Raw genomic sequence first — 21,007 nt, forward strand, 5'->3', positions numbered from 1 at the left:
TTAAATATATCAAAATATATATAGAAGTATTTTTGTTTCTTGTAAGTTTATCATAGTGAGGAAGCAAAATGCTTCTTCTATTTTGAAAGGGATAAAATAATAGAGAGGATATAGAATGAAAAAGTTTTTTGGAGAGAAGCAGCATCGTTTTTCCTTACGAAAGTTAGCGATTGGTCTTGTGTCTGCTTCAATTTCTAGTTTATTTTTTGTGTCTATTGCTAGCGGTGGGACCGTATTTGCTCAAGAAAATGTATCTGTTCACTACAAATACGTGACGGATACAGAACTGAGTAGTCATGAGAAGGACTTGATTGTAAAGGATTTTCCTAATATTGCTGAAGATAGTGAGAGTACCTATTATCTAGTCTACCGTATGGATGAGAAAGCCCAACTAGGTCTGTTGCCTAATACCGGTGAGCACAATAATCTGGTTACCGTCCTTACTGGTGGAGCCCTCGCTTCGATTGGACTCCTCATTTTTGCTGTTTCGAGAAAGAAAGGCAATAAGAAAGCATTGTTGAAGGTTGTTTTGATAACAGGCGTGGGGAGCGGTTTGGTCTCTTCGGTTCAGGCTATTGAAAATCAGCTTTTGCTACAATACAATCAAGAATATCAATTATCCCAAGGAGATAGTCTGCCTCTGCCAAGAGTCCTGTCAGGTTATACCTATCTAGGCTATATTAAGCAAGACAAGAAAATTAATCAGTTAGAAACTGTTGCTAGAGATCAGAAACTAGACGATACGGTTCACCCTCATTTCCAGTCCAATGAAGGTGGGCAAAATGTAAGAGATGAGCGGAAAAATCCGTCTCCAACAAGCCCTGCTGACAAGTCAATCCCTTCTCAAGATTCACCCAATCAAAAGCCGTCTGGTATTGCTAGTGTGGATCCTCATGACGAAGTCTTGGCTGGTCGTTTAAATAAACCAGAGCTCTTATACAAAGATCAAGAGATTGAAACCAAGCTAGACTTTGCTGAAGTGGTTCAAGAGAATCCCGAACTAGCAGAGGGAACAATTCGTGTCAAACAAGAAGGTCATGTTGGGAAGAAGGTTGAGGTTGTTCGTATTTTCACTGTTGAAAACCAAGAAATTACTCGTGAGATCCTCTCGACCAAGGTAGAGAAATCCTTGCCACGTATAGTAGAGAAGGGGACTAAGAAGGCAGTTGCTCCGAGTGAAGCCCCCCAGTCTGCAAGAAAAGGTGAGCCAGAGACCCATGCTTCCTTACCAGAATATAAAGGTGAGCAATCTGGTGCAATAGTTGCCCCTGAGAAAACTGATAAACCAGCCTATACAGGCACTCAGTCTGGAGCAATAGTCGAACCCGAGAAAGTAGCTCCACAACCAGAATACAAGGGAACTCAAGCTGGTGCCATCGTCGAACCGGAGACTCAGCCTTCCCTGCCAGAATATAAAGGTGAGCAATCTGATGCAATAGTTGCCCCTGAGAAAACTGATAAACCATCCTATACAGGCACTCAGTCTGGAGCAATAGTCGAACCCGAGAAAGTAGCTCCGCTACCTGAATATCAGGGAACTCAAGCTGGTGCCATCGTCGAACCAGAGGCCCATGCTTCCTTACCAGAATATAAAGGTGAGCAATCAGGAGCTGTTGTAGCCCCTGAGACAGCCGACAAACCAGAATATACAGGCATCCAATCTGGAGCAATAGTCGAACCAGAACAGGCACCATCGAAACCATCTTATACAGGCACCCAGTCCGGAGCGGTTGTTGAACCAGAGCAAGTAGCTCCACAACCAGAGTACAAGGGAACTCAAGCTGGTGCCATCGTCGAACCAGAGGCCCATGCTTCCTTACCAGAATATAAAGGTGAGCAATCAGGAGCTGTTGTAGCCCCTGAGACAGCCGACAAACCAGAATATACAGGCATCCAATCTGGAGCAATAGTCGAACCAGAACAGGCACCATCGAAACCATCTTATACAGGCACCCAATCGGGAGCAATAGTTGAACCCGAACAAGTTGCCCCTCTTCCAGAATATACTGGCAATATTGAGCAAGTAAAACCGGAAACTCCATCTGAAAAACCACAAGAAAAAGATCCAGAAAAAACACTTGAATTAAGAAATGTTTCGGATCTGGAGTTGTATAGTCAGACCAATGGTACTTACAAACAACATGTTTCTTTAGACAGTGTTCCAAGTAATCCAGACACTTACTTTGTTAAGGTAAAATCGTCGTCATTCAAAGATGTCTATCTACCTGTCGCTTCAATAACTGCAGAAATAAAAAATGGACAATCAGTTTATAAAATCATAGCCAAAGCTGAGAAACTCCAGCAAGAGCTAGAAAATAAATATGTCGATAATTTCACCTTCTATCTCGCAAAAAAGGCTACAGAAGAAACAACAACCTTCACTTCCTTTAGCAACTTGGTTAAAGCTATCAACAAGAATCTCTCTGGAACCTATCATTTAGCGGCTAGCTTGAATGCCAACGAAGTGGAGTTGGGACCTGATGACAGATCTTACATCAAGGGCACCTTTACTGGTCAGTTGATTGGTGAAAAGGATGGCAAGCATTATGCTATTTACAACTTGAAAAAGCCTCTTTTTGAAAGCTTGAGAGGGGCCACAGTAGAAAAGTTGAGCCTAAAAAATGTCTCTATTTCAGGTAAAGATGATATCGGTTCACTGGCAAATGAAGCTACGGATAACACAAAGATTAAGCAAGTTCATGTCGATGGTGTTCTGGCTGGGGAACGTGGTATCGGTGGTTTGTTGGCTAAGGCAGACCAATCAAGCATCACAGAGAGCAGTTTTAAGGGAAGAATTGTTAATACCTACGAAACGACTGCTACATACAATATTGGTGGTTTGGTCGGTCATTTGACAGGAGGCAGAGCTTCACTGACTAAGTCAAAAGCGACAGTAGCCATTTCATCCAACACGAATAGTTCAGATCAGACTGTTGGTGGGCTAGCAGGTCTAGTAGACCAAGATGCGCATATACAGGATAGCTATGCTGAAGGTGATATCAACAATGTCAAGCACTTTGGTAGAGTGGCGGGTGTGGCTGGATATTTGTGGGATCGAAAGACGAATGAGGAACAGCATGCAGGAAGATTGACCAATGTACTAAGTGATGTCAATGTAACCAACGGAAATGCTATTACCGGTTACCACTATAATGAAATGAAGGTGGCTAATACATTCAGCAACAAAGCTAATAGAGTCTACAATGTCACCTTGGTCAGGGAAGAAGTCGTCAGCAAGGAATCATTTGTAGAAAGAGGAACAATTTTAGATGCTTCTGAAGTGACTAATAAAAAAGCAGAAATCAATCCTCTCGCTCCTCCAACAGTGGAGCCTCTTTCAACAAGTGGTAGTAAAGAAAGTGATTTTTCTAAGGTGAAGCATTATCAAGCTCAGCGCGCCTTAGCTTATAAAAATATTGAAAAATTGCTACCTTTCTACAACAAGGCAACCGTCGTCAAATACGGAAACCTGGTCAATGAGAACAGTCTTTTATATAAAAAAGCACTCTTGTCTGCAGTCATGATGAAGGATGACCAAGTAATTACGGACATTGTAACCAATAAAAAAAGTGCCAATAAACTCTTGCTCCATTACCAGGATCATTCCTCTGAAACATTCCAGCTCAAGTACCAGACTGATTTTGCTAAGTTAGCAGAATATAGTCTAGAAGATACGGGGCTTCTCTATACGCCAAACCAATTCTTGTATAATCAAGAAACGATTATCCAGCAAGTCTTACCAGAATTGAAGAAGGTAAATTATCATTCAGATGCTATTAGAAACACACTTGGTATTTCACCAAAAGTGAAGCAAACCGAGCTCTATCTAGAAGAGCAGTTTGCTAAAACGAAGGAGCATCTAGAAGACAGTCTGAGAAAACTCTTGTCAGCGGATGCTGGTCTAGTGGAAAACAATCAAGTAATGACAGGTTACATCGTAGATAAAATTAAGCGCAACAAGGAAGCCTTGCTTCTTGGTATGAGCTATTTAGAGCGTTGGTATAACTTTAGCTATGGTCAGGTTAATATTAAAGACTTGGTCTTGTATCACCTTGATTTCTTTGGAAAAGGAAATGCATCTCCGTTAGATACTTTGATTGAGTTAGGGAAATCAGGATTTAATAATCTGCTTGCTAAGAACAACGTTGATACTTATGGTATCAGTCTTGCCAGCCATCATGGAACGACAGATTTGTTTAGCACGCTAGAAAATTACCGAAAAGTCTTTTTACCAAACACTAGCAACAATGACTGGTTTAAAAAACAGACCAAAGCTTTCATCGTCGAAGAAAAATCCACTATTGCAGAGGTCAAAGCCAAGCAAGAGCAAGCAGGGACTAAGTACTCTATCGGTGTTTATGACCGAATTACTAGTAGTACTTGGAAATACCGCAATATGGTCTTGCCTCTCCTTACTTTGCCAGAAAGATCTGTATTTGTCATCTCAACCTTGTCTAGCCTAGGATTTGGAGCTTACGATCGCTACCGCAACAGCGACTATAAGGCTGGAGATGAACTCAATAAGTTTGTTGAAGATAATGCGCGTGAAACAGCCAAGCGTCAGCGAGATCACTACGATTATTGGTATCGTATTTTAGATAATGAGGGACGTGAAAAACTCTATCGTACGATCCTGCTTTATGATGCCTATAAGTTTGGTGATGATCATACTGAAGGAAAGGCTTCAACAATCGCAGACTTTGAGAATTCAAATCCTGCAATGCAACATTTCTTTGGACCAGTTGGTAACAAGGTGGTTCATAATCATCACGGTGCATACGCAACAGGAGATGGTGTCTATTATATGTCTTACCGTATGTTGGATAAGGATGGCGCTATTACGTATACCCATGAGATGACCCATGATTCAGATCAGGATATCTATCTTGGTGGCTATGGTAGAAGAAGTGGTCTTGGTCCTGAGTTCTTTGCTAAAGGCTTATTACAAGCGCCAGATCATCCAAATGATGCAACCATTACTATTAACTCAATCTTGAAACATTCAAAATCAGATAGCTTAGAAGGATCCCGTCTACAAGTCTTAGATCCGACGGAACGATTCAAAGATGCATCCGATCTCCAAAAATATGTTCATAACATGTTTGACCTCATCTATCTGTTGGAATATCTTGAAGGGCAATCAATCGTTAAGAAACTGAATGTTTCCCAGAAAATGGAAGCTCTCAGAAAAATTGAGAACAAGTATGTGAAAGATCCAGCAGACGGAAATGATGTTTATGCTACTAATGTTGTGAAAGATTTGACTGAAGAAGAAGCCCAAAAATTGACTAGCTTTGAGAGTTTGATTGACAATAATATTCTTTCGGCTCGTGAGTATCAGGCTGGCACTTATGAGAGAAATGACTACTTTACGATTAAACTCTTTGCACCAATCTTTTCAGCATTGGGCAGTGAGAAAGGAACTCCTGGAGATCTTATGGGACGCCGGATAGCTTATGAACTCTTAGCTGCTAAAGGATTTAAAGATGGTATGGTCCCATATATTTCCAACCAATATGAAGAAATTGCTAAACAAAATGGTCAAACAATCAACCTCTACGGTAAAAAGCAAGGATTAGTGACAGATAAGCTTGTTTTAGAAAAGCTATTTGGTGGTCAGTATTCATCTTGGGCAGCCTTCAAAAAAGCTATGTATCAAGAGCGCGTTGCTCAGTTTGATCATTTGACTAAAGTTACTTTTAAAGATCCAACGCAATCATGGATGAGCAATGCCACGAAAACCATTCAAAGAGTAAAAGAATTGCAAGAACTGATGGATCAAGCTGTTTTACAGGATGCTACAGATCCTCGTTGGAGTGACTATAACCCAGAAACTGACAGTGCAGTTCATAAACTTAAGAGAGCAGTCTTTAAAGCCTACCTAGACCAAACAAATGATTTTAGAACCTCTATTTTTGCAAATAAAAAGTAATGAATTATAGAAGTTCCTAATCAGGATGAGAGGACTTTACTTCCTGACTGTCAGAACTTGTCGATTTTAACTAGCTTTTTTGTGAAAAATTGTGTAAAATAGAATAGATAAACGAGGGGAAACCTCGGAAAATTTAAAGGAGAATCCATCTAATGGTAAAATTGGTTTTTGCTCGCCACGGTGAGTCTGAATGGAACAAAGCTAACCTTTTCACTGGTTGGGCTGATGTTGATTTGTCTGAAAAAGGTACACAACAAGCGATTGACGCTGGTAAATTGATCAAAGAAGCTGGTATCGAATTTGACCAAGCTTACACTTCAGTATTGAAACGTGCGATCAAAACAACTAACTTGGCTCTTGAAGCTTCTGACCAATTGTGGGTTCCAGTTGAAAAATCATGGCGTTTGAACGAACGTCACTACGGTGGTTTGACTGGTAAAAACAAAGCTGAAGCTGCTGAACAATTTGGTGATGAGCAAGTTCACATCTGGCGTCGTTCATACGATGTATTGCCTCCAAACATGGACCGTGATGATGAGCACTCAGCTCACACAGACCGTCGTTACGCTTCACTTGACGATTCAGTTATTCCAGATGCTGAAAACTTGAAAGTGACTTTGGAACGTGCCCTTCCATTCTGGGAAGATAAAATCGCTCCAGCTCTTAAAGATGGTAAAAACGTATTCGTAGGAGCTCACGGTAACTCAATCCGTGCCCTTGTAAAACACATCAAAGGTTTGTCAGATGACGAAATCATGGATGTGGAAATCCCTAACTTCCCACCATTGGTATTCGAATTCGACGAAAAATTGAACGTAGTTTCTGAATACTACCTTGGAAAATAATTTGTAAAAAGAAAGCCTAGGAATACCTAGGTTTTTCTTTTTATTCTAGTATCCAACTCTTCGAAAAAGCGTTATAATGATATTAAGAAGTAGTTAAAGAAAGTGAGGTTGATGATGGCTTATATTGAGATGAAACATTGTTACAAGCGATATCAGGTTGGGGACACGGAGATTGTGGCCAATCGCGATGTGAATTTTAAGATTGAAAAGGGTGAATTGGTTATTATTCTTGGTGCGTCTGGTGCAGGCAAGTCAACGGTTCTTAATCTTCTTGGGGGAATGGATACCAATGACGAGGGGGAAATCTGGATTGATGGTGCCAATATTGCAGACTATAGTTCCCACCAGAGGACCAATTACCGCCGCAATGATGTAGGTTTTGTTTTTCAGTTTTATAATCTAGTTTCCAATCTGACCGCTAAGGAAAATGTGGAGTTGGCTTCTGAAATCGTGACAGATGCCTTGAATCCTGAGCAGGTTTTGACAGATGTAGGTCTGGCTCATCGTCTCAATAACTTTCCAGCCCAGCTTTCTGGAGGGGAGCAACAGCGAGTCTCCATTGCACGCGCGATAGCTAAAAATCCTAAAATTCTCCTTTGTGATGAACCAACTGGAGCCTTAGATTATCAGACAGGCAAGCAAGTCTTGAAGATTCTCCAAGACATGTCTCGTCAAAAGGGAGCGACGGTGATTATCGTAACTCACAATAGCTCGCTAGCTCCTATCGCAGATCGGGTGATTCACATGCGTGATGCCACTGTTATGAGAGTAACAATCAATGAGAATCCACAGGCTATCGATACATTGGAGTATTAGCATGAAAAAACATACCGAAAAGACTTGCTCCAGTCGGTGACTGCTTCCAAGGGACGCTTTTTATCCATCTTGACCTTGATGATGCTGGGGTCTTTAGCCCTAGTAGGTCTCAAAGTGACTAGCCCCAATATGGAACGTACGGCTGAGGATTATCTTCGTAAAACAAATACCTTGGATCTGGCAGTGATAGCTGATTATGGCTTGGATAAAGAGGATCGAGACGAACTAAAGACCCTTCAAGGAGCAAGTGTTGAGTTTGGCTATATGGCAGACCTAACCGTTGAAAATAGTGAAGAAGCGGTTCGACTTTATTCTAAGCCAGAGGGAATTTCAACTTTTCAAGTGACAGAAGGGCGACTGCCAGAAGCTGATGAGGAAATTTCCTTGGCAGATTTCTGGAAAGACCGCTATCAGATTGGGCAGACTATCACCTTTAGCAAGAAAGAAGAAGGGAAGACCGTCATAAAATCCCAATCTTTCACCATTACTGGATTTGTTCAGTCGGGTGAGATACTTTCTCAAGAAGACTTGGGAGGGGCTAGTAGTGGAAATGGAAGCTTGGCTGGCTATGGAGTGATTGTAGCCAGTCAGTTTGATACAGAAGTGTATAGTATTGCGCGTGTGCGCTATGATGATTTAAAAAATTTGGATGCTTTTTCATCAGACTATAGAAGCAAACGAGATCAACACCAGGAAGACTTACAAAACTTGCTTGCCGATAATGGTCAAAAAAGATTGGCAAGTATCAAAGCAAATGGGCAAAAGAGCTTGGAAGATGGAAAAGAGCAACTCCAAACAGCTGAAAGTAACCTTCAAAAAGTCAAGAGTCAGTTAGAACAGGCTGAAGGTCGATTGAAAACTCAAGAAGAACAAGTGACCGCTTTGCCTGAGCCTCAAAAGAGTCAAGTCAAGGAGCAATTGACAAAAGCTAAGGAAGAATTGGCTACAGAAAAAGAAAAAATGTCTCAGACAGAGAGTAATCTATCCAAGGAAAAAGAGAAGCTTGAACAACACCAGAAAGAGCTTGATGAACTGGCAGAGCCTACTTACCATGTATACAACCGCCAAACCATGCCAGGTGGTCAAGGCTATCTCATGTACAGTAACGCTTCAGCAAGTATTCGTTCTGTCGGGAATATCTTTCCAGTGGTGCTTTTTATGGTTGCTGCAATGGTAACATTTACAACTATGACTCGCTTTGTGGATGAAGAGCGTACCAATGCTGGTATTTTCAAGGCCCTAGGTTACAAGAATAAAGATATTGTTGCCAAGTTTGTCCTCTATGGTTTTCTTGCAGGAACTGTGGGAACCGTTTTAGGAACGCTTCTAGGACATTATCTCCTTGCAGGCGTGATTTCGGATGTTATAACAGCTGGAATGATCGTTGGGAAAAGTCAGGAGTATTTCTACTGGTCTTATAGCCTTCTTGCCCTGGCCTTAAGTTGGGGATCCAGTGTCTTGCCAGCTTATCTAGTGGCACGGAGGGAATTGCACGATGAAGCAGCCCAACTTTTGCTGCCCAAACCTCCCGTTAAAGGATCAAAGATTTTGCTGGAACGCCTGAGCTTTATTTGGAGTCGTTTGAGCTTCACTCATAAGGTTACGGCGCGAAATATTTTCCGTTATAAGCAACGGATGTTGATGACCATTTTTGGAGTTGCAGGTTCGGTTGCTCTCCTATTTGCAGGTCTTGGCATTCAGTCTTCTGTGGGAGGAGTTGTCGATCGTCAATTTGAACAAATCCAGCAATACCAGATGATTGTAGCGGAAAAGAGCGGTGTAACGGAGCAAGAAAAAGCAGACCTAGAAAGTGCCTTGCAAGCTGAGCCTATCCATGCTTATCAAAAGATTTACTCTAAATCCATTGAAAAAGATTTCAAAGGAAAAGCAGGACTTCAGACTATCACCATAATGGTCACAAGCCGAGAAAATTTCAAACCCTTTATCGCATTAGAGGAAAATGGCCAAGAGGTGCAGGTCACAGATGGAGCAGTCGTGAGTCAAAAATTAGCTCAACTAGAAGGCATTACGGTTGGAGACAAGCTGGAGCTTGATGGGAAAGAAATCAGGGTCGCGGCTATTTCTGAAAACTATGTTGGACACTTTGTTTATCTCAACCGAGAAACTTATGAACAAGTCTACGGTACCAGTCCCCAAGACAATACCTACCTAGTAAAATTAAAAGATCCAACACCATCCAATACGGAGAAAGAAGCTGCGGCCTTTATGAAAAAAACTGCTGTTTCTGGGGTGGTCCAAAATGCAACGCCTATCCACCTTTTTGAATCTGTAGCCAATTCTCTCAATAAAACCATGGCAATCCTTGTCCTTGTTTCCGTCTTGCTAGCCATTGTCATTCTTTACAATCTCACCAATATCAATGTGGCAGAACGTATCCGTGAACTTTCGACCATCAAGGTTCTCGGTTTCCATAATAAAGAAGTGACCCTCTATATCTACCGCGAGACCATGGTGCTGTCTTTTGTGGGGATTGTTCTCGGTTTGGTAGCCGGCTACTATTTACATCAATTTTTGATTCAAATGATCTCACCTGCCACCATACTTTTTTATCCACAGGTCAGCTGGGAAGTCTATGCTCTTCCAATCGTCGCAGTGACTGTAATCTTAGCCTTACTGGGTCTCTTTGTAAATCACCACTTGAGAAAGGTGGATATGCTTGAAGCCCTGAAATCAGTAGAGTAGGTCAAGTTTTTAAAAAGTAAATCAGTTGACAAAGTCCCTGCTTCTTGGTAGAATAAGAACTGTCGTAAAGACAAATAACTTCTTCTTGGTTGCAGGCATGCCAACCTGTCACTCGGATGAAGCCAAATAAAAAGGAGAAACATCATGGCAATCTCAAAAGAGAAAAAAATGAAATCATCGCACAATATGCACGTCACGAAGGTGATACAGGTTCAGTAGAGGTTCAAGTTGCTGTCCTTACTTGGGAAATCAACCACCTTAACGAACACATCAAACAACACAAAAAAGACCACGCTACTTACCGTGGATTGATGAAGAAAATCGGTCGCCGTCGTAACTTGCTTGCATACTTGCGTAAAAACGACGTTAACCGTTACCGTGAGTTAATCAACTCTCTAGGACTTCGTCGCTAATCTTGCGTCTAAAACGTTTCTATACTTCGTTGGCTTCGGCTTGATGTACCATTAGTACAATCTTCGCCTCGTCCGCCTAGTCTATAAACGTTTTACCCAGCAAGACTGGAGCTCTCTGATTTTCAGAGGGCTTTTTGTTTTTATCTGCTTGCTTAGGCCGTGTTCAATTAACAAGATACAAAGGCCGTCAAAAGCACAAAGCAAAAATAGGAAAATTGACGAAGAAACTTCAGTTTCTAGGAGATTTTATCTTTTTTGCCAAGTGCTTAGGCCGTGTTCAATTGAGCATATCTTGATAATGAAGCTACTCTAAATTGGGTAGCTTTTTTGTATGGATTTTATCCCAATCTCAAATTGGCTCTCTGATTTTTAGAGGGCTTTTTTATTGAGGTTTTATCGGTCACAATTTTGGAGACTACAAAAACAAAATGACTATGCCAATGTAATCAACTTTGGTTTTATCGGTCACAATTTTAGAGACTACAAAAACCCCATCAGAAGAAGAGAAAAATGAAAATTTGTTTTATCGGTCACAATTTTGGAGATTACAAAAACCTCAAATGGTATCAGCTAATGACACCATAAGGGTGCGCAGCTACTCGGCTTTTCAAGCCGAGTAGCTGTCTGAAAGCCCCCTCGGAGAGCCCACACTTTACGAAGTAAAGTATAGTATGTTATACTTTACATGGAAGTAGTCACCGAATTCCAGTTAGAAATTACTTTGTAACTACGTTTTGAGGAGGAGTAAAATGCTTTCCTATGTTCGACATTACCCACTAGCGATAGCTAAATTAATGTGTCTGTGCTCTCCTAAAATCTGCTGATTTATTACTGACCAATACAGGAGGTTTTTATGGGACAGACAATCATATCTGCTATTGGTGTTTATATTTCTACCAGTATCGATTATTTAATTATTTTAATTATTTTATTTGCACAGCTATCACAGAATAAACAAAAATGGCATATTTATGCGGGGCAATATCTAGGCACAGGCTTACTTGTAGGGGCGAGTTTAGTTGCTGCTTATGTCGTTAATTTCGTGCCTGAAGAATGGATGGTTGGATTGCTTGGTTTAATCCCTATCTATTTAGGGATTCGCTTTGCAATTGTTGGAGAAGGTGAGGAAGAAGAGGAAGAAGAGGAAGAAATTATTGAAAGATTAGAACAAAGCAAGGCAAATCAACTGTTTTGGACAGTTACATTGCTGACAATTGCGTCTGGCGGAGATAATTTAGGTATCTATATACCTTATTTTGCTTCGTTAGATTGGTCACAGACCCTCGTGGCGTTGCTTGTGTTTGTAATCGGCATAATTATCTTATGCGAGATTAGTCGGGTGTTATCCTCTATTCCGTTAATATTCGAGACAATTGAAAAATACGAGCGAATCATTGTGCCCTTAGTATTCATTCTACTTGGACTATACATCATGTATGAAAATGGCACGATAGAGACTTTTCTGATCGTGTAGATTTTTTTGTTTCACTAGGATTTTAGCCCTCTAAAATCAAGCTCTCTGATTTCAGAGGGCTTTTTATGTTGTCACTTTACCTCGCGATATACTCGAGTATAATCTTCGGTTACTAGCACTATAAGGTAAAATAAACCAGATTTTCTCCCTTCGTGGAGATTTTATCTTTTTTGCCAAGTGCTTAGGCCGAGTTCAATTAACAAGATACAAAGGCCGTCAAAAGCACAAAGCAAAAATAGGAAAATTGACGAAGAAACTTCAGTTTCTAGGAGATTTTATCTTTTTTGTCAAGTGCTTAGGCCGAGTTCAATTGAGCATAGCTTGATAATGAAGCTAGTCTAATTAGGTAGCTTTTTAGATATAAAACTATTTTATTATCTAAATATAGAATAAATTAGGGCTTGCATTCAAAACATGGTATAATAGGTCTATATAGCTAAATAAAGTAAACCTATCACAAGGGATTAAGAAAAAGGATAGAACAGTCATGTCAACAGTAAAAAGTGATCTAAATATTGCTCAAATGTATGCGAGTCAGCTGAAAAATGCTTGTCAATCGTTAACAGCAATTGCTGTGGCTAGTCAAGATGATCGAACGACCCTTCAAGGAAATAACAAAGCCCATCAATGTCTGACAAAGTCTCAAAATCTAGCTAGTCAGATTTCGGCAGCCGTCACCCTGACTTCAGAACGACTGCACTCTATAGCGAGTGATTTTGAGGCGTTAGATGAAGCGGGTGCCAATGGTTTTAGGAGTCATGCATGAGCAAGTTGGATGAGTTGAAGAAAAGAGAGCGAGAACTCTTGTACCAGCTAGAAGACAATGGAAAAGAGAAATATCGCACCAAAGAACTGATAGAAACCTTTGAAGGGTATGATAGAGCTAGTCACCGTTATCAAAATGATTTGTGGGAGGTGGCCTATCAGAGCCGATATGCAGGACAGTTGGAAGAAACGCTCCTACAAAGAAACCAACTTAAAAACCAAATTCTTGAGAACCTCAGCTACCGCATGGATGATTTGAAAAAAGAAAAGTTCCGATTAGAGGGAGACTTGGATGAGGTCTACTATGAAAGACGCAAAGAACTAGAAAGAGAGGAGGAAAAAAGACATGGGCATTGATATGTACTTAGAACAATCACAACTACAAAGTTCGAGTGTAGCAACTATGTGCCAATCTCAGGTGGAGGCTTATCAAGACTTGCAATCAGCCATTCAAAAGTTTTCAGAGGATACAGAGAGTCTAAAGGGCGATGCTTATAATTCGGCTAGAAGTTTTTTTGCAAGTGTCTTATTGCCCTTGAGCAAAGGAGGACAGCTCTATGCGGAAACCTTCTCTCAAGCCATCAAGAAATTACCAGAAGACTACCAAAGTATGGTCGACAGCAAGAGTTGGCGGGAGGATGATTTGCTTGATAAGATCCGCCAGGAAGAGCAAATGATTGCCTATCTAGATGAAGTCAACCAATTCCTTTCTAGCTTGACCATGGATAGTGAAGAAAAGGGAAGATTGAGACGCAGTAATGTGGAACTCATGCGAGGACACCATGCGAATAAACGCGTCTATGAAACGATTTTGAGAGACCTGCGTGCCTATGATAGCTATTCAGGAGGACTGTTCGATGAACTAGACAGTATCGATGTGCAACTGAGTCGAGGACTGGCCCAGATTGAAACGAGTTGGGATGCAAAGACAGGGGTCTTTAAAGTCCCATCTGACCTGACTTGGGCCAACTACCTGACTGCCTATTCTGACACAAAGGATATGAAGCTCAGTCGTCAAGAGAAGGCCTTTGTCCAGACCATGATGGCAGAATACGGCTTTGATGCCGAGACAGCCCAACAGCTCTTGACCATCAAGCAGGGGATAGACAAGAAGTTTCCAACCTCTAGTCAAGAGTTTCGTGACTATATCTTTTTGCGAGTTGTCGGTGCGGTCAACTATGATGACTTTAAGTGGAACGAAACGGCAGGTGGATTGTGGCAATATTTTTATAAAGAATTTGTGAGTGATCCGAATACAGGCCAAAAATTGAGAACTTTGAAACCAATTCTTGAAATTTATCAAGAACTGGGGTTGAAAGAAGAAAAGGCCAAAGAACTGTATTATAATCTTAGACTGCAGCATGAAATGGCGGGTGGTGAATATGACAGTATCTATGACATTAAGACTGCTGACGAAAAAACAGGCTCAAATTACTATGATTCTTATAAAAAATCATTTGAAGAAGTTTATGGGACTAGGATTGATTTTGATACGTTTTGGAATAGCAAACTGAAGGCTTATTCTAACAATGGAGCAGGCCATGCAGACTTTACCCACCAGTCTATTACTATGGCCACTCATCTTAATCCTAATCAAGTTCAGTTAGCCGATATCTATGGCGGTAGAGAGCGTGTCAAGGACCTTTCAGGCTGGGAGGGAGATACGACCTTTAATGCAAATGATATGAAGCCCAGCATTGGAGAAGCTGACTACAAGGCTGATTTGGACTCGGTCAACCTTATCGGCCACATGCAGAAGGGGCAATCCTATGACCAAGCCATATCTTCTTACTATGCTGACCTACAAAAAGACTCCTCTCAGAGAGAAAGAGAATTCCTAAAAAATAAGGATTGGGATACAGTCAGAGATACTATTTATGATAGTTTGCGACCAACGGATATTAAGCTAGATGGGGAGGATGCTCTTAAGGCATATATTGAAAGAAAATATCCAGAAGTATCGACATTTTTAAATCGTTTGGAAGCATTAGCAGATTAGGAGAATGATGATGAAAAAAATATTAGCTTTAATAGCGTTGTTCGCACTAATTGTATTATCCTGTTTCTACTTTTTTATCCATCAACCTAAAAACATTTTTGATGAGATTTATCAGGAGACGGAAAAAACCTATCGGTCAAATAATATTTTAAGAAATATAGATGGGTTTAAAATCAGATCAGGTTGGCCAAGTGATGATCCCAATATATCCTATACTCCTTTTGGAAAGTATGAAACTCTACCCAAAGGCTATAGTGATATAACCATTAACCTTAATTTTGGAAAAGGTATAAAGGGGGTGTTGATTCTTTTTGAAAGAAAGACTAATTCGAATATTACCCTATGGTATTCGGCACACTATAATATGCAAAAGAAAGTGCTAAAAAAAGAGCTTGCCATCATTGAAGAGCCAAGGAAACCAGGTCAATATATTAATGATGAAGAAAAAGTAAGAGAATATTTAAGACAAAATAATATTTCTAAAGAAGAATTAGAGAAAGATTATGATGAAATCATCAACCAGAAAGTCTTAAAAGACTGGTGTACCATCTATGACAGTAAGTATTCGCCAAGTAACTATGGTGAGGTCAAGATTGAAACCCAGTGGGAGAATTGGTGATAGGCCATGCAGACTTTACCCATCAGTCCATTACCATGGCGACTCATCTAAATCCTAATCAAGCTCAGTTATCCGATCTCTATGGTGGTAGAGAGCGTGTCAAGGACCTTTCAGGGTGGGAGGGAGACACGACCTTTAACGCTAATGATATGAAGCCAAGTATTGGCGAGGATGACTACAAGGCTGACCTAGATTCGGTCAACCTTATAGGCCGGATGCAAAAGGGGCAATCCTATGACCAAGCCATAACTTCTTATTACTCTGACCTTCAAAAGGATTCGACTCTGAGAGAAAGAGAATTCTTGAACAATAAGGATTGGAAACACGTCAAAGGTCTGATTTATGCAGGAGTAGTGCCTCCGAATATACTGAAGAAAGGCGAGGCATCTATTAAAGAGTATATTGAGGAAAAATACCCCGAAGTATCGACATTTTTAAATCGTTTGGAATCAGTGGCAGATTAGGAGGAAAAGTTAATGAAGAAAACACTCAGTATATTGGCTATAGTCATAATTATCATATCATCCTGTTTTTACTTTTTTAGTAGACAACCTAAAAACATTTTTGATGAAATCTACCAAGAAACTGAGAAAACTTATCGGACAAATAATATTTTAAGAAAAATAGATGGCTTTGAAATTAGTCCAGGTTGGCCAAGTGATGGAGAGTATTTTAAATATAGCCCTTTAGGGAAGTATAAGACTCTTCCAGAAGGCTATCTTGAACTGAGAGTTGGATTTAATTTTGAGAAAGCGTATAGTAAAATGTTTGTTTCAGTTGAGAGAAAAATAGCTGATGGAACGAAGATATGGATGATCAGCAAATATAATCCAAACACTAAAACAATCACAAAGTCAATTCAGATTGTATTATCAGGAAAAGAGGATAGTTATATTGAAGATGAGGCCCAAGTGAAATCCTATCTAGAGCAGTATGGTATCACTGCTAAGGATTTGGATTCTTACTACGGCGAAATCGTCAATCAGAAAGTCTTGAAAGATTGGTGCACGATTTATGACAGCAAGTACTCGCCAAGCAATTATGGCGATGTCAAGATTGAAACCCAGTGGGAGAATTGGTGATAGCATGAAGAAAATACTAGGTGTTTTAACAATAATTGTATTACTTGTATCAGTTTGTTTTTACTTTTTTCCTAAACAACCTAAAAATATTTTTGATGAAATCTACCAGGAGACAGAGAAGACATATCGTACAAATAATATTTTAAGGCATATAGATGGGTTTAAAATCAGTCCAGGTTGGCCAAGTGATGATCCAAATATATCCTATACTCCTTTTGGAAAGTATGAAACTCTTCCCAAAGGCTATAGTGATATAACCATTAACTTTAATTTTGGTTCAGGTATTAAAGGGATGTCGATTCGTTTTGAAAGAAAGACTAATTCAAATATTACCCTATGGTATTCTGCACACTATAATATGCAAAAGAAAGTGCTCAAAAAGAAACTTGCGATTTTTGAAGAGCCAAGGAAACCAGGTCAATTTATTGATGATGAAGAAAAAGTAAGAGAATATTTAAGAAAAAATAATATTTCCAAAGAAGATTTAGACAAAGACTATGATGAAATCGTCAACCAAAAAGTCTTGAAAGACTGGTGTACCATTTATGACAGTAAATACTCGCCAAGCAACTATGGTGAGGTCAAGATTGAAACTCAGTGGGAGAATTGGTGACATAAAGATTCTCACTAATTATATAAACAGGTGGCTCTCTATTTTCAGAGGGCTTTTTATGGTGTCACTTTACCTCGATATACTCAAGTATAATCTTCGGTTACGATTATTAGTACTGTAAGACCAACTATATTTATTTTTCTCATCTTGTTCCATTGTTGAAAATATGGTATACTTTTAATGAGAATTTTCTAAATTTTTAAGATTCTATCAAAGGAGGTTTTCATGCTTTCCAAATTTTCTGGAAGCCGACAAGACCAGCAATTTGTGTTACTCTTAGTTATTTTGCTAGGTATTTTAGGGATTTCTCTCTTTCTAGCAGTTTCAATGGGATCTGTTGCGATTGATCTAGGAGATACCTATCGGATTATTTTGAGCAGGTTAGGATTTCCTCTTGAGATAGGAGAGGTTTCCAAGTCTACTCTTGCCATTGTATGGAACATGAGATTCCCCCGAGTATTGTTAGGTCTGATAGTAGGAGCAGGCCTTTCTATGTGTGGTAGTGTGATGCAGTCTACAGTGAACAATCCCATCGCAGAGCCTTATGTCTTAGGAATATCTGCGGGTGCAACTCTAGGGGCAACCTTGAGCATCATTCTTGGTTTAAAATTGGTGATTAGCCTTGGAGCTTTTCTTGGAGCTATTTTGGCAACAATTGCTGTCCTCATCATTGCCTCTATTCAGGGAAGGATGACGACTTCCAGTCTGATTTTATCAGGAACGGTGGTCAACGCTCTCTTTCTGGCTTTTTCAAACTTTATTATCTCAGTTGGAGCTAATGCGGATAGTGTGATGACCATTAAGTTTTGGACCATGGGCTCGCTCGCTGGGACTAGCTGGTCTGACTTATTCTTGCCAACTATAGTAGTAGGAATAGCCTTTCTATTTTTCTTTACTCAGTATCGTGTTTTCAACGCGATGATGATGGGAGATGAGGCTGCTTTAACTTTGGGGATTCCCTTACGCTTTTATTGGTATCTTTATGTGACCATGGTGGCTGTGCTGACAGCAGTCTTAGTGGCAACCTGTGGGATTATTGGATTTGTCGGTCTGATTACTCCACATTTAGCTCGAGGGTTAGTAGGAACGAGTTACAAGAGACTTTTTCCTGTTGCAACCTTGCTAGGTGCCCTCTTTGTCATCTGGGCAGACGTACTCTCTCGTATCATCATTCCAAACGCAGAGCTTCCTATTGGTATTTTCACAGCCTTAGTAGGTGCTCCCTTCTTTATCTACATTGTTGGAGGTAGGCGAAGGGAGGTGAGGGTCTGACATGGACTTGATTTGTAAGGATATCCATTTTGGACTGGGAGAGAAAAAAATCCTCAAGGGAGTTTCTCTTAAAGTTGAAGGGAATCAATTTCACACGATACTAGGACCAAATGGAAGTGGAAAAACCAGCCTGCTTAAACTCCTCTATCGTCAGGAAAAGGCGGATAAAGGCTTGATAAGCTTAGATGGAAAGCCTCTGGAACAATGGACGATCAAAGAAACAGCCAAGCAAATGGCAGTTGTGACCCAGTTTAACCAGCTGCAGTTTGATTGTACAGTTGAGGAAATCGTCTTGCTGGGAAGAACTCCCCACCTCTCTTTTTTACAGAAGGAAAGGGAAAGAGATTTTACACTCGTTCAAGATGCCCTCGTTAAGGTGGATATGCTGGAGAAGAAAACTCGTCTCTATTCGTCTCTGTCAGGGGGGGAGAAACAACGAGTCTTATTAGCCCGAGCCTTGGCGCAAGAACCGACTCTCTTGCTCCTGGATGAACCAACCAATCACCTGGATATCAAGTATCAGCTAGACTTGTTGGCCATTGTGAAAAATCTCAAGGTCAATGTTCTAGCTGTCCTACATGATATTCAACTTGCTTGTCGCTATTCGGATTATCTCTATCTGATGAAAGAGGGAGAAATCCTTTACCAAGGGACTCCAAAGGAGACCATCACCCCTGAGTCATTGCAAACTGTATACGGAGTTCAAAGTCAGGTGACTTGGACCGAGGATCAGCAAGCCATGATTCACTATTTATAAGAATGAAAAGGAAAACAAGATGAAAAAAACACTAAGCATTTTACTCGTAACAGTAGCTACCTTAACTTTGGCAGCTTGTGGCAATACTACTACAGAAAAAGCTACCACACAATCTAGCACAGAAACAAGTCAAAAGGCGAGCACAGAGACGACTTATCCACTAACGGTCAAAACCTATGACGCTAAAGGAAATGAAGTTGAACAAGTTTTTGACAAGGCACCTGAAAAAGTTATCACCAACAATCTTTCTACCACTGAAATCTTATTGGAGTTAGGCTTGAAGGATAAAATTGCTGGCATGCTTAACCCTGATAATGCTGTGACGGACAAATACAAGGACGCTATTGCAGCTATTCCTCAAATTGGGGATAAAAAAACAGTCTCACAAGAGACAGTCCTTTCTTATGAGCCAGACGCTGTGATGGGTCGAAACATGATGTTTTCTGAAAAATCCTTGGGGACAGTTAGCACTTGGAATGAAAACAAAATCCCAGTCTATACGCAAAAAGCTTCTCTCTCAACGATTCAGCAAGATTTGGGGAATATCGTAGAAGATGTCAAAAATCTTGGAATGATTTTTAATGTTCAGGACAAGGCCAATGAATACGCAGCCCAATTACAAACTAAAATTGACGCTGTTAAGAAAGCAAACCCAGCAAGTCAAGGTGAAAAGAAAAAGGCTTTGATTATGGTTGCTTATAATGATGAAACCTTCGGTGCCTACAAGTCTGCTTTGCAAGAAAGTTTGCTGAACCAACTTGGTTATACAAACGTTGCTACGGGGACATCAGGCTTGACCTTGGAAAACCTCGTGTCAATGGATCCTGAATTGATTATCTATGTAACCAGCGACCGCAATAAAAAATTGGATGAAAAAGCAGTAGAGTTGATGAAGGCAAATGCTGTTTTGGAAAGCGTTCCTGCTATTAAGAATCAAAAAATCATGACCATCTCTTACGATGAGTTGATGGACTATGGTCCAGCAGTGATTGATTCTCTTGAGAAAATCAATGACTTTATCAATAAATAATGAGTTTGATTGGGAAGGAATTCAAGTCAAAATCAGCCTTCCTTCTAACTACGACCCCAATCAAACCTATCCGGCTATTTTATTGAATGATGGAAACTTGGACTTCCTATCGTCCCTTTCTGAATCTATGATTTTAGTGGGCTTGACCTCTAAAAATCGCCTAGACGACTACACTCCCTGGAAGGCATCTGCTCTGAGAGATGGGGCTCCAGATTTTGGTGGTCAGGCAAATGCCTATCATGGTCATTTATTTGGTGGTCTTTTAGACAGGTTGCATTCGCTTTATCGCCTGGATGAAGCACGCCTTGCCTACGGAGGTTATTCACTAGGTGGCTTGGCGGCAGTTTACAGTCTTTTCAGCTTTGACAAGGTTTCCTGTGTCTTCTCCATCTGCGGTTCCTTTTGGTATCCTGATTTTGTGACTTATTGCAAGGCAGAGACAGTGAAAAATCTAGACTGTTTGCTGTATTTACAGAATGGTCAAACAGAAGGAGTCAATCATACTAATCGTTTGGCTCAAGCACCAGTCTATGCTGAGCAGATTCATACCAGTCTTCAGAAACGCTATCCGAACGGTCAGTTTGTCTTTGATCCTTATGGACACCATGAACAAGTGGCTGAACGATTTTTAGCCTTTTCTAGCTGGTTGACCCAAAAATGGAAAATCAAGTAAAAGAATTATCCCTT

At 40.4% G+C, this 21,007-nt stretch carries 16 protein-coding genes and 1 pseudogene; all 17 read left to right on the top strand.

Annotated features, from left to right (window positions below; all coding sequences use genetic code 11):
* Nucleotides 1–115 precede the first annotated feature (115 nt).
* A complete protein-coding gene (locus tag SK578_RS03970; protein ID WP_042750733.1) occupies nt 116–5,932 on the top strand; it encodes a ZmpA/ZmpB/ZmpC family metallo-endopeptidase in 5,817 nt (1,938 codons plus the stop codon).
* A gap of 152 nt (nt 5,933–6,084) precedes the next feature.
* Complete coding sequence (locus tag SK578_RS03975; protein WP_000240129.1) at nt 6,085–6,777, top strand: phosphoglycerate mutase; 693 nt, start codon at nt 6,085–6,087, stop codon at nt 6,775–6,777.
* A gap of 114 nt (nt 6,778–6,891) precedes the next feature.
* Nucleotides 6,892–7,593 (top strand): ABC transporter ATP-binding protein, encoded by a 702-nt coding sequence (locus SK578_RS03980; RefSeq protein ID WP_042751486.1) that lies wholly within the window; start codon nt 6,892–6,894, stop codon nt 7,591–7,593.
* Between the two features lie 36 nt (nt 7,594–7,629).
* Nucleotides 7,630–10,296: an ABC transporter permease gene (locus SK578_RS03985; protein WP_235228625.1), complete on the top strand. Its 2,667-nt coding sequence runs from the start codon at nt 7,630–7,632 to the stop codon at nt 10,294–10,296.
* A 144-nt stretch (nt 10,297–10,440) separates the two neighbouring features.
* Nucleotides 10,441–10,709 (top strand): annotated as a pseudogene (gene rpsO, locus SK578_RS03990) (30S ribosomal protein S15).
* Nucleotides 10,710–11,562: 853 nt separating this feature from the next.
* Nucleotides 11,563–12,183: a CadD family cadmium resistance transporter gene (locus SK578_RS03995; RefSeq protein WP_042750738.1), complete on the top strand. Its 621-nt coding sequence runs from the start codon at nt 11,563–11,565 to the stop codon at nt 12,181–12,183.
* A gap of 487 nt (nt 12,184–12,670) precedes the next feature.
* A complete protein-coding gene (locus SK578_RS04000) occupies nt 12,671–12,949 on the top strand; it encodes a TIGR04197 family type VII secretion effector (protein WP_042750740.1) in 279 nt (92 codons plus the stop codon).
* The gene (locus SK578_RS04005) at nt 12,946–13,305 is read left to right on the top strand and encodes a DUF3958 family protein (RefSeq protein ID WP_042750742.1); all 360 of its coding nucleotides are present in this window, start codon (nt 12,946–12,948) and stop codon (nt 13,303–13,305) included. Before SK578_RS04000 ends, SK578_RS04005 begins: the two co-directional genes overlap by 4 nt.
* Entirely contained in the window at nt 13,295–14,947 is a 1,653-nt protein-coding gene (locus SK578_RS04010) for a T7SS effector LXG polymorphic toxin (protein WP_042750743.1), read from the top strand. The genes SK578_RS04005 and SK578_RS04010 overlap by 11 nt, the downstream gene beginning before the upstream one ends.
* Before the next feature lie 10 nt (nt 14,948–14,957).
* On the top strand, nt 14,958–15,566 hold the full coding sequence (locus tag SK578_RS04015; protein ID WP_042750745.1) for a TipC family immunity protein: 609 nt from the start codon (nt 14,958–14,960) through the stop codon (nt 15,564–15,566).
* Entirely contained in the window at nt 15,563–16,030 is a 468-nt protein-coding gene (locus tag SK578_RS04020; RefSeq protein ID WP_042750747.1) for a hypothetical protein, read from the top strand. Before SK578_RS04015 ends, SK578_RS04020 begins: the two co-directional genes overlap by 4 nt.
* 12 nt (nt 16,031–16,042) lie before the next feature.
* Entirely contained in the window at nt 16,043–16,648 is a 606-nt protein-coding gene (locus tag SK578_RS04025) for a TipC family immunity protein (RefSeq protein ID WP_042750749.1), read from the top strand.
* Nucleotides 16,649–16,652: 4 nt separating this feature from the next.
* Complete coding sequence (locus SK578_RS04030; RefSeq protein ID WP_042750751.1) at nt 16,653–17,261, top strand: TipC family immunity protein; 609 nt, start codon at nt 16,653–16,655, stop codon at nt 17,259–17,261.
* A gap of 225 nt (nt 17,262–17,486) precedes the next feature.
* Entirely contained in the window at nt 17,487–18,533 is a 1,047-nt protein-coding gene (locus tag SK578_RS04035; RefSeq protein ID WP_042750754.1) for a FecCD family ABC transporter permease, read from the top strand.
* A gap of 1 nt (nt 18,534) precedes the next feature.
* The gene (locus SK578_RS04040) at nt 18,535–19,290 is read left to right on the top strand and encodes an ABC transporter ATP-binding protein (protein ID WP_042750757.1); all 756 of its coding nucleotides are present in this window, start codon (nt 18,535–18,537) and stop codon (nt 19,288–19,290) included.
* A 19-nt stretch (nt 19,291–19,309) separates the two neighbouring features.
* A complete protein-coding gene (locus SK578_RS04045) occupies nt 19,310–20,320 on the top strand; it encodes an ABC transporter substrate-binding protein (protein WP_042750759.1) in 1,011 nt (336 codons plus the stop codon).
* Nucleotides 20,301–20,993 carry an alpha/beta hydrolase-fold protein gene (locus SK578_RS04050; protein WP_042750761.1) on the top strand — a complete coding sequence of 231 codons (693 nt, stop codon included), beginning with the start codon at nt 20,301–20,303 and terminating at the stop codon, nt 20,991–20,993. Before SK578_RS04045 ends, SK578_RS04050 begins: the two co-directional genes overlap by 20 nt.
* The last annotated feature ends 14 nt before the right edge of the window (nt 20,994–21,007 follow it).

Origin of the sequence: Streptococcus mitis (genome assembly GCF_000722755.1) — a bacterium.
Taxonomy (GTDB): Bacteria; Bacillota; Bacilli; order Lactobacillales; family Streptococcaceae; genus Streptococcus; species Streptococcus mitis_CM.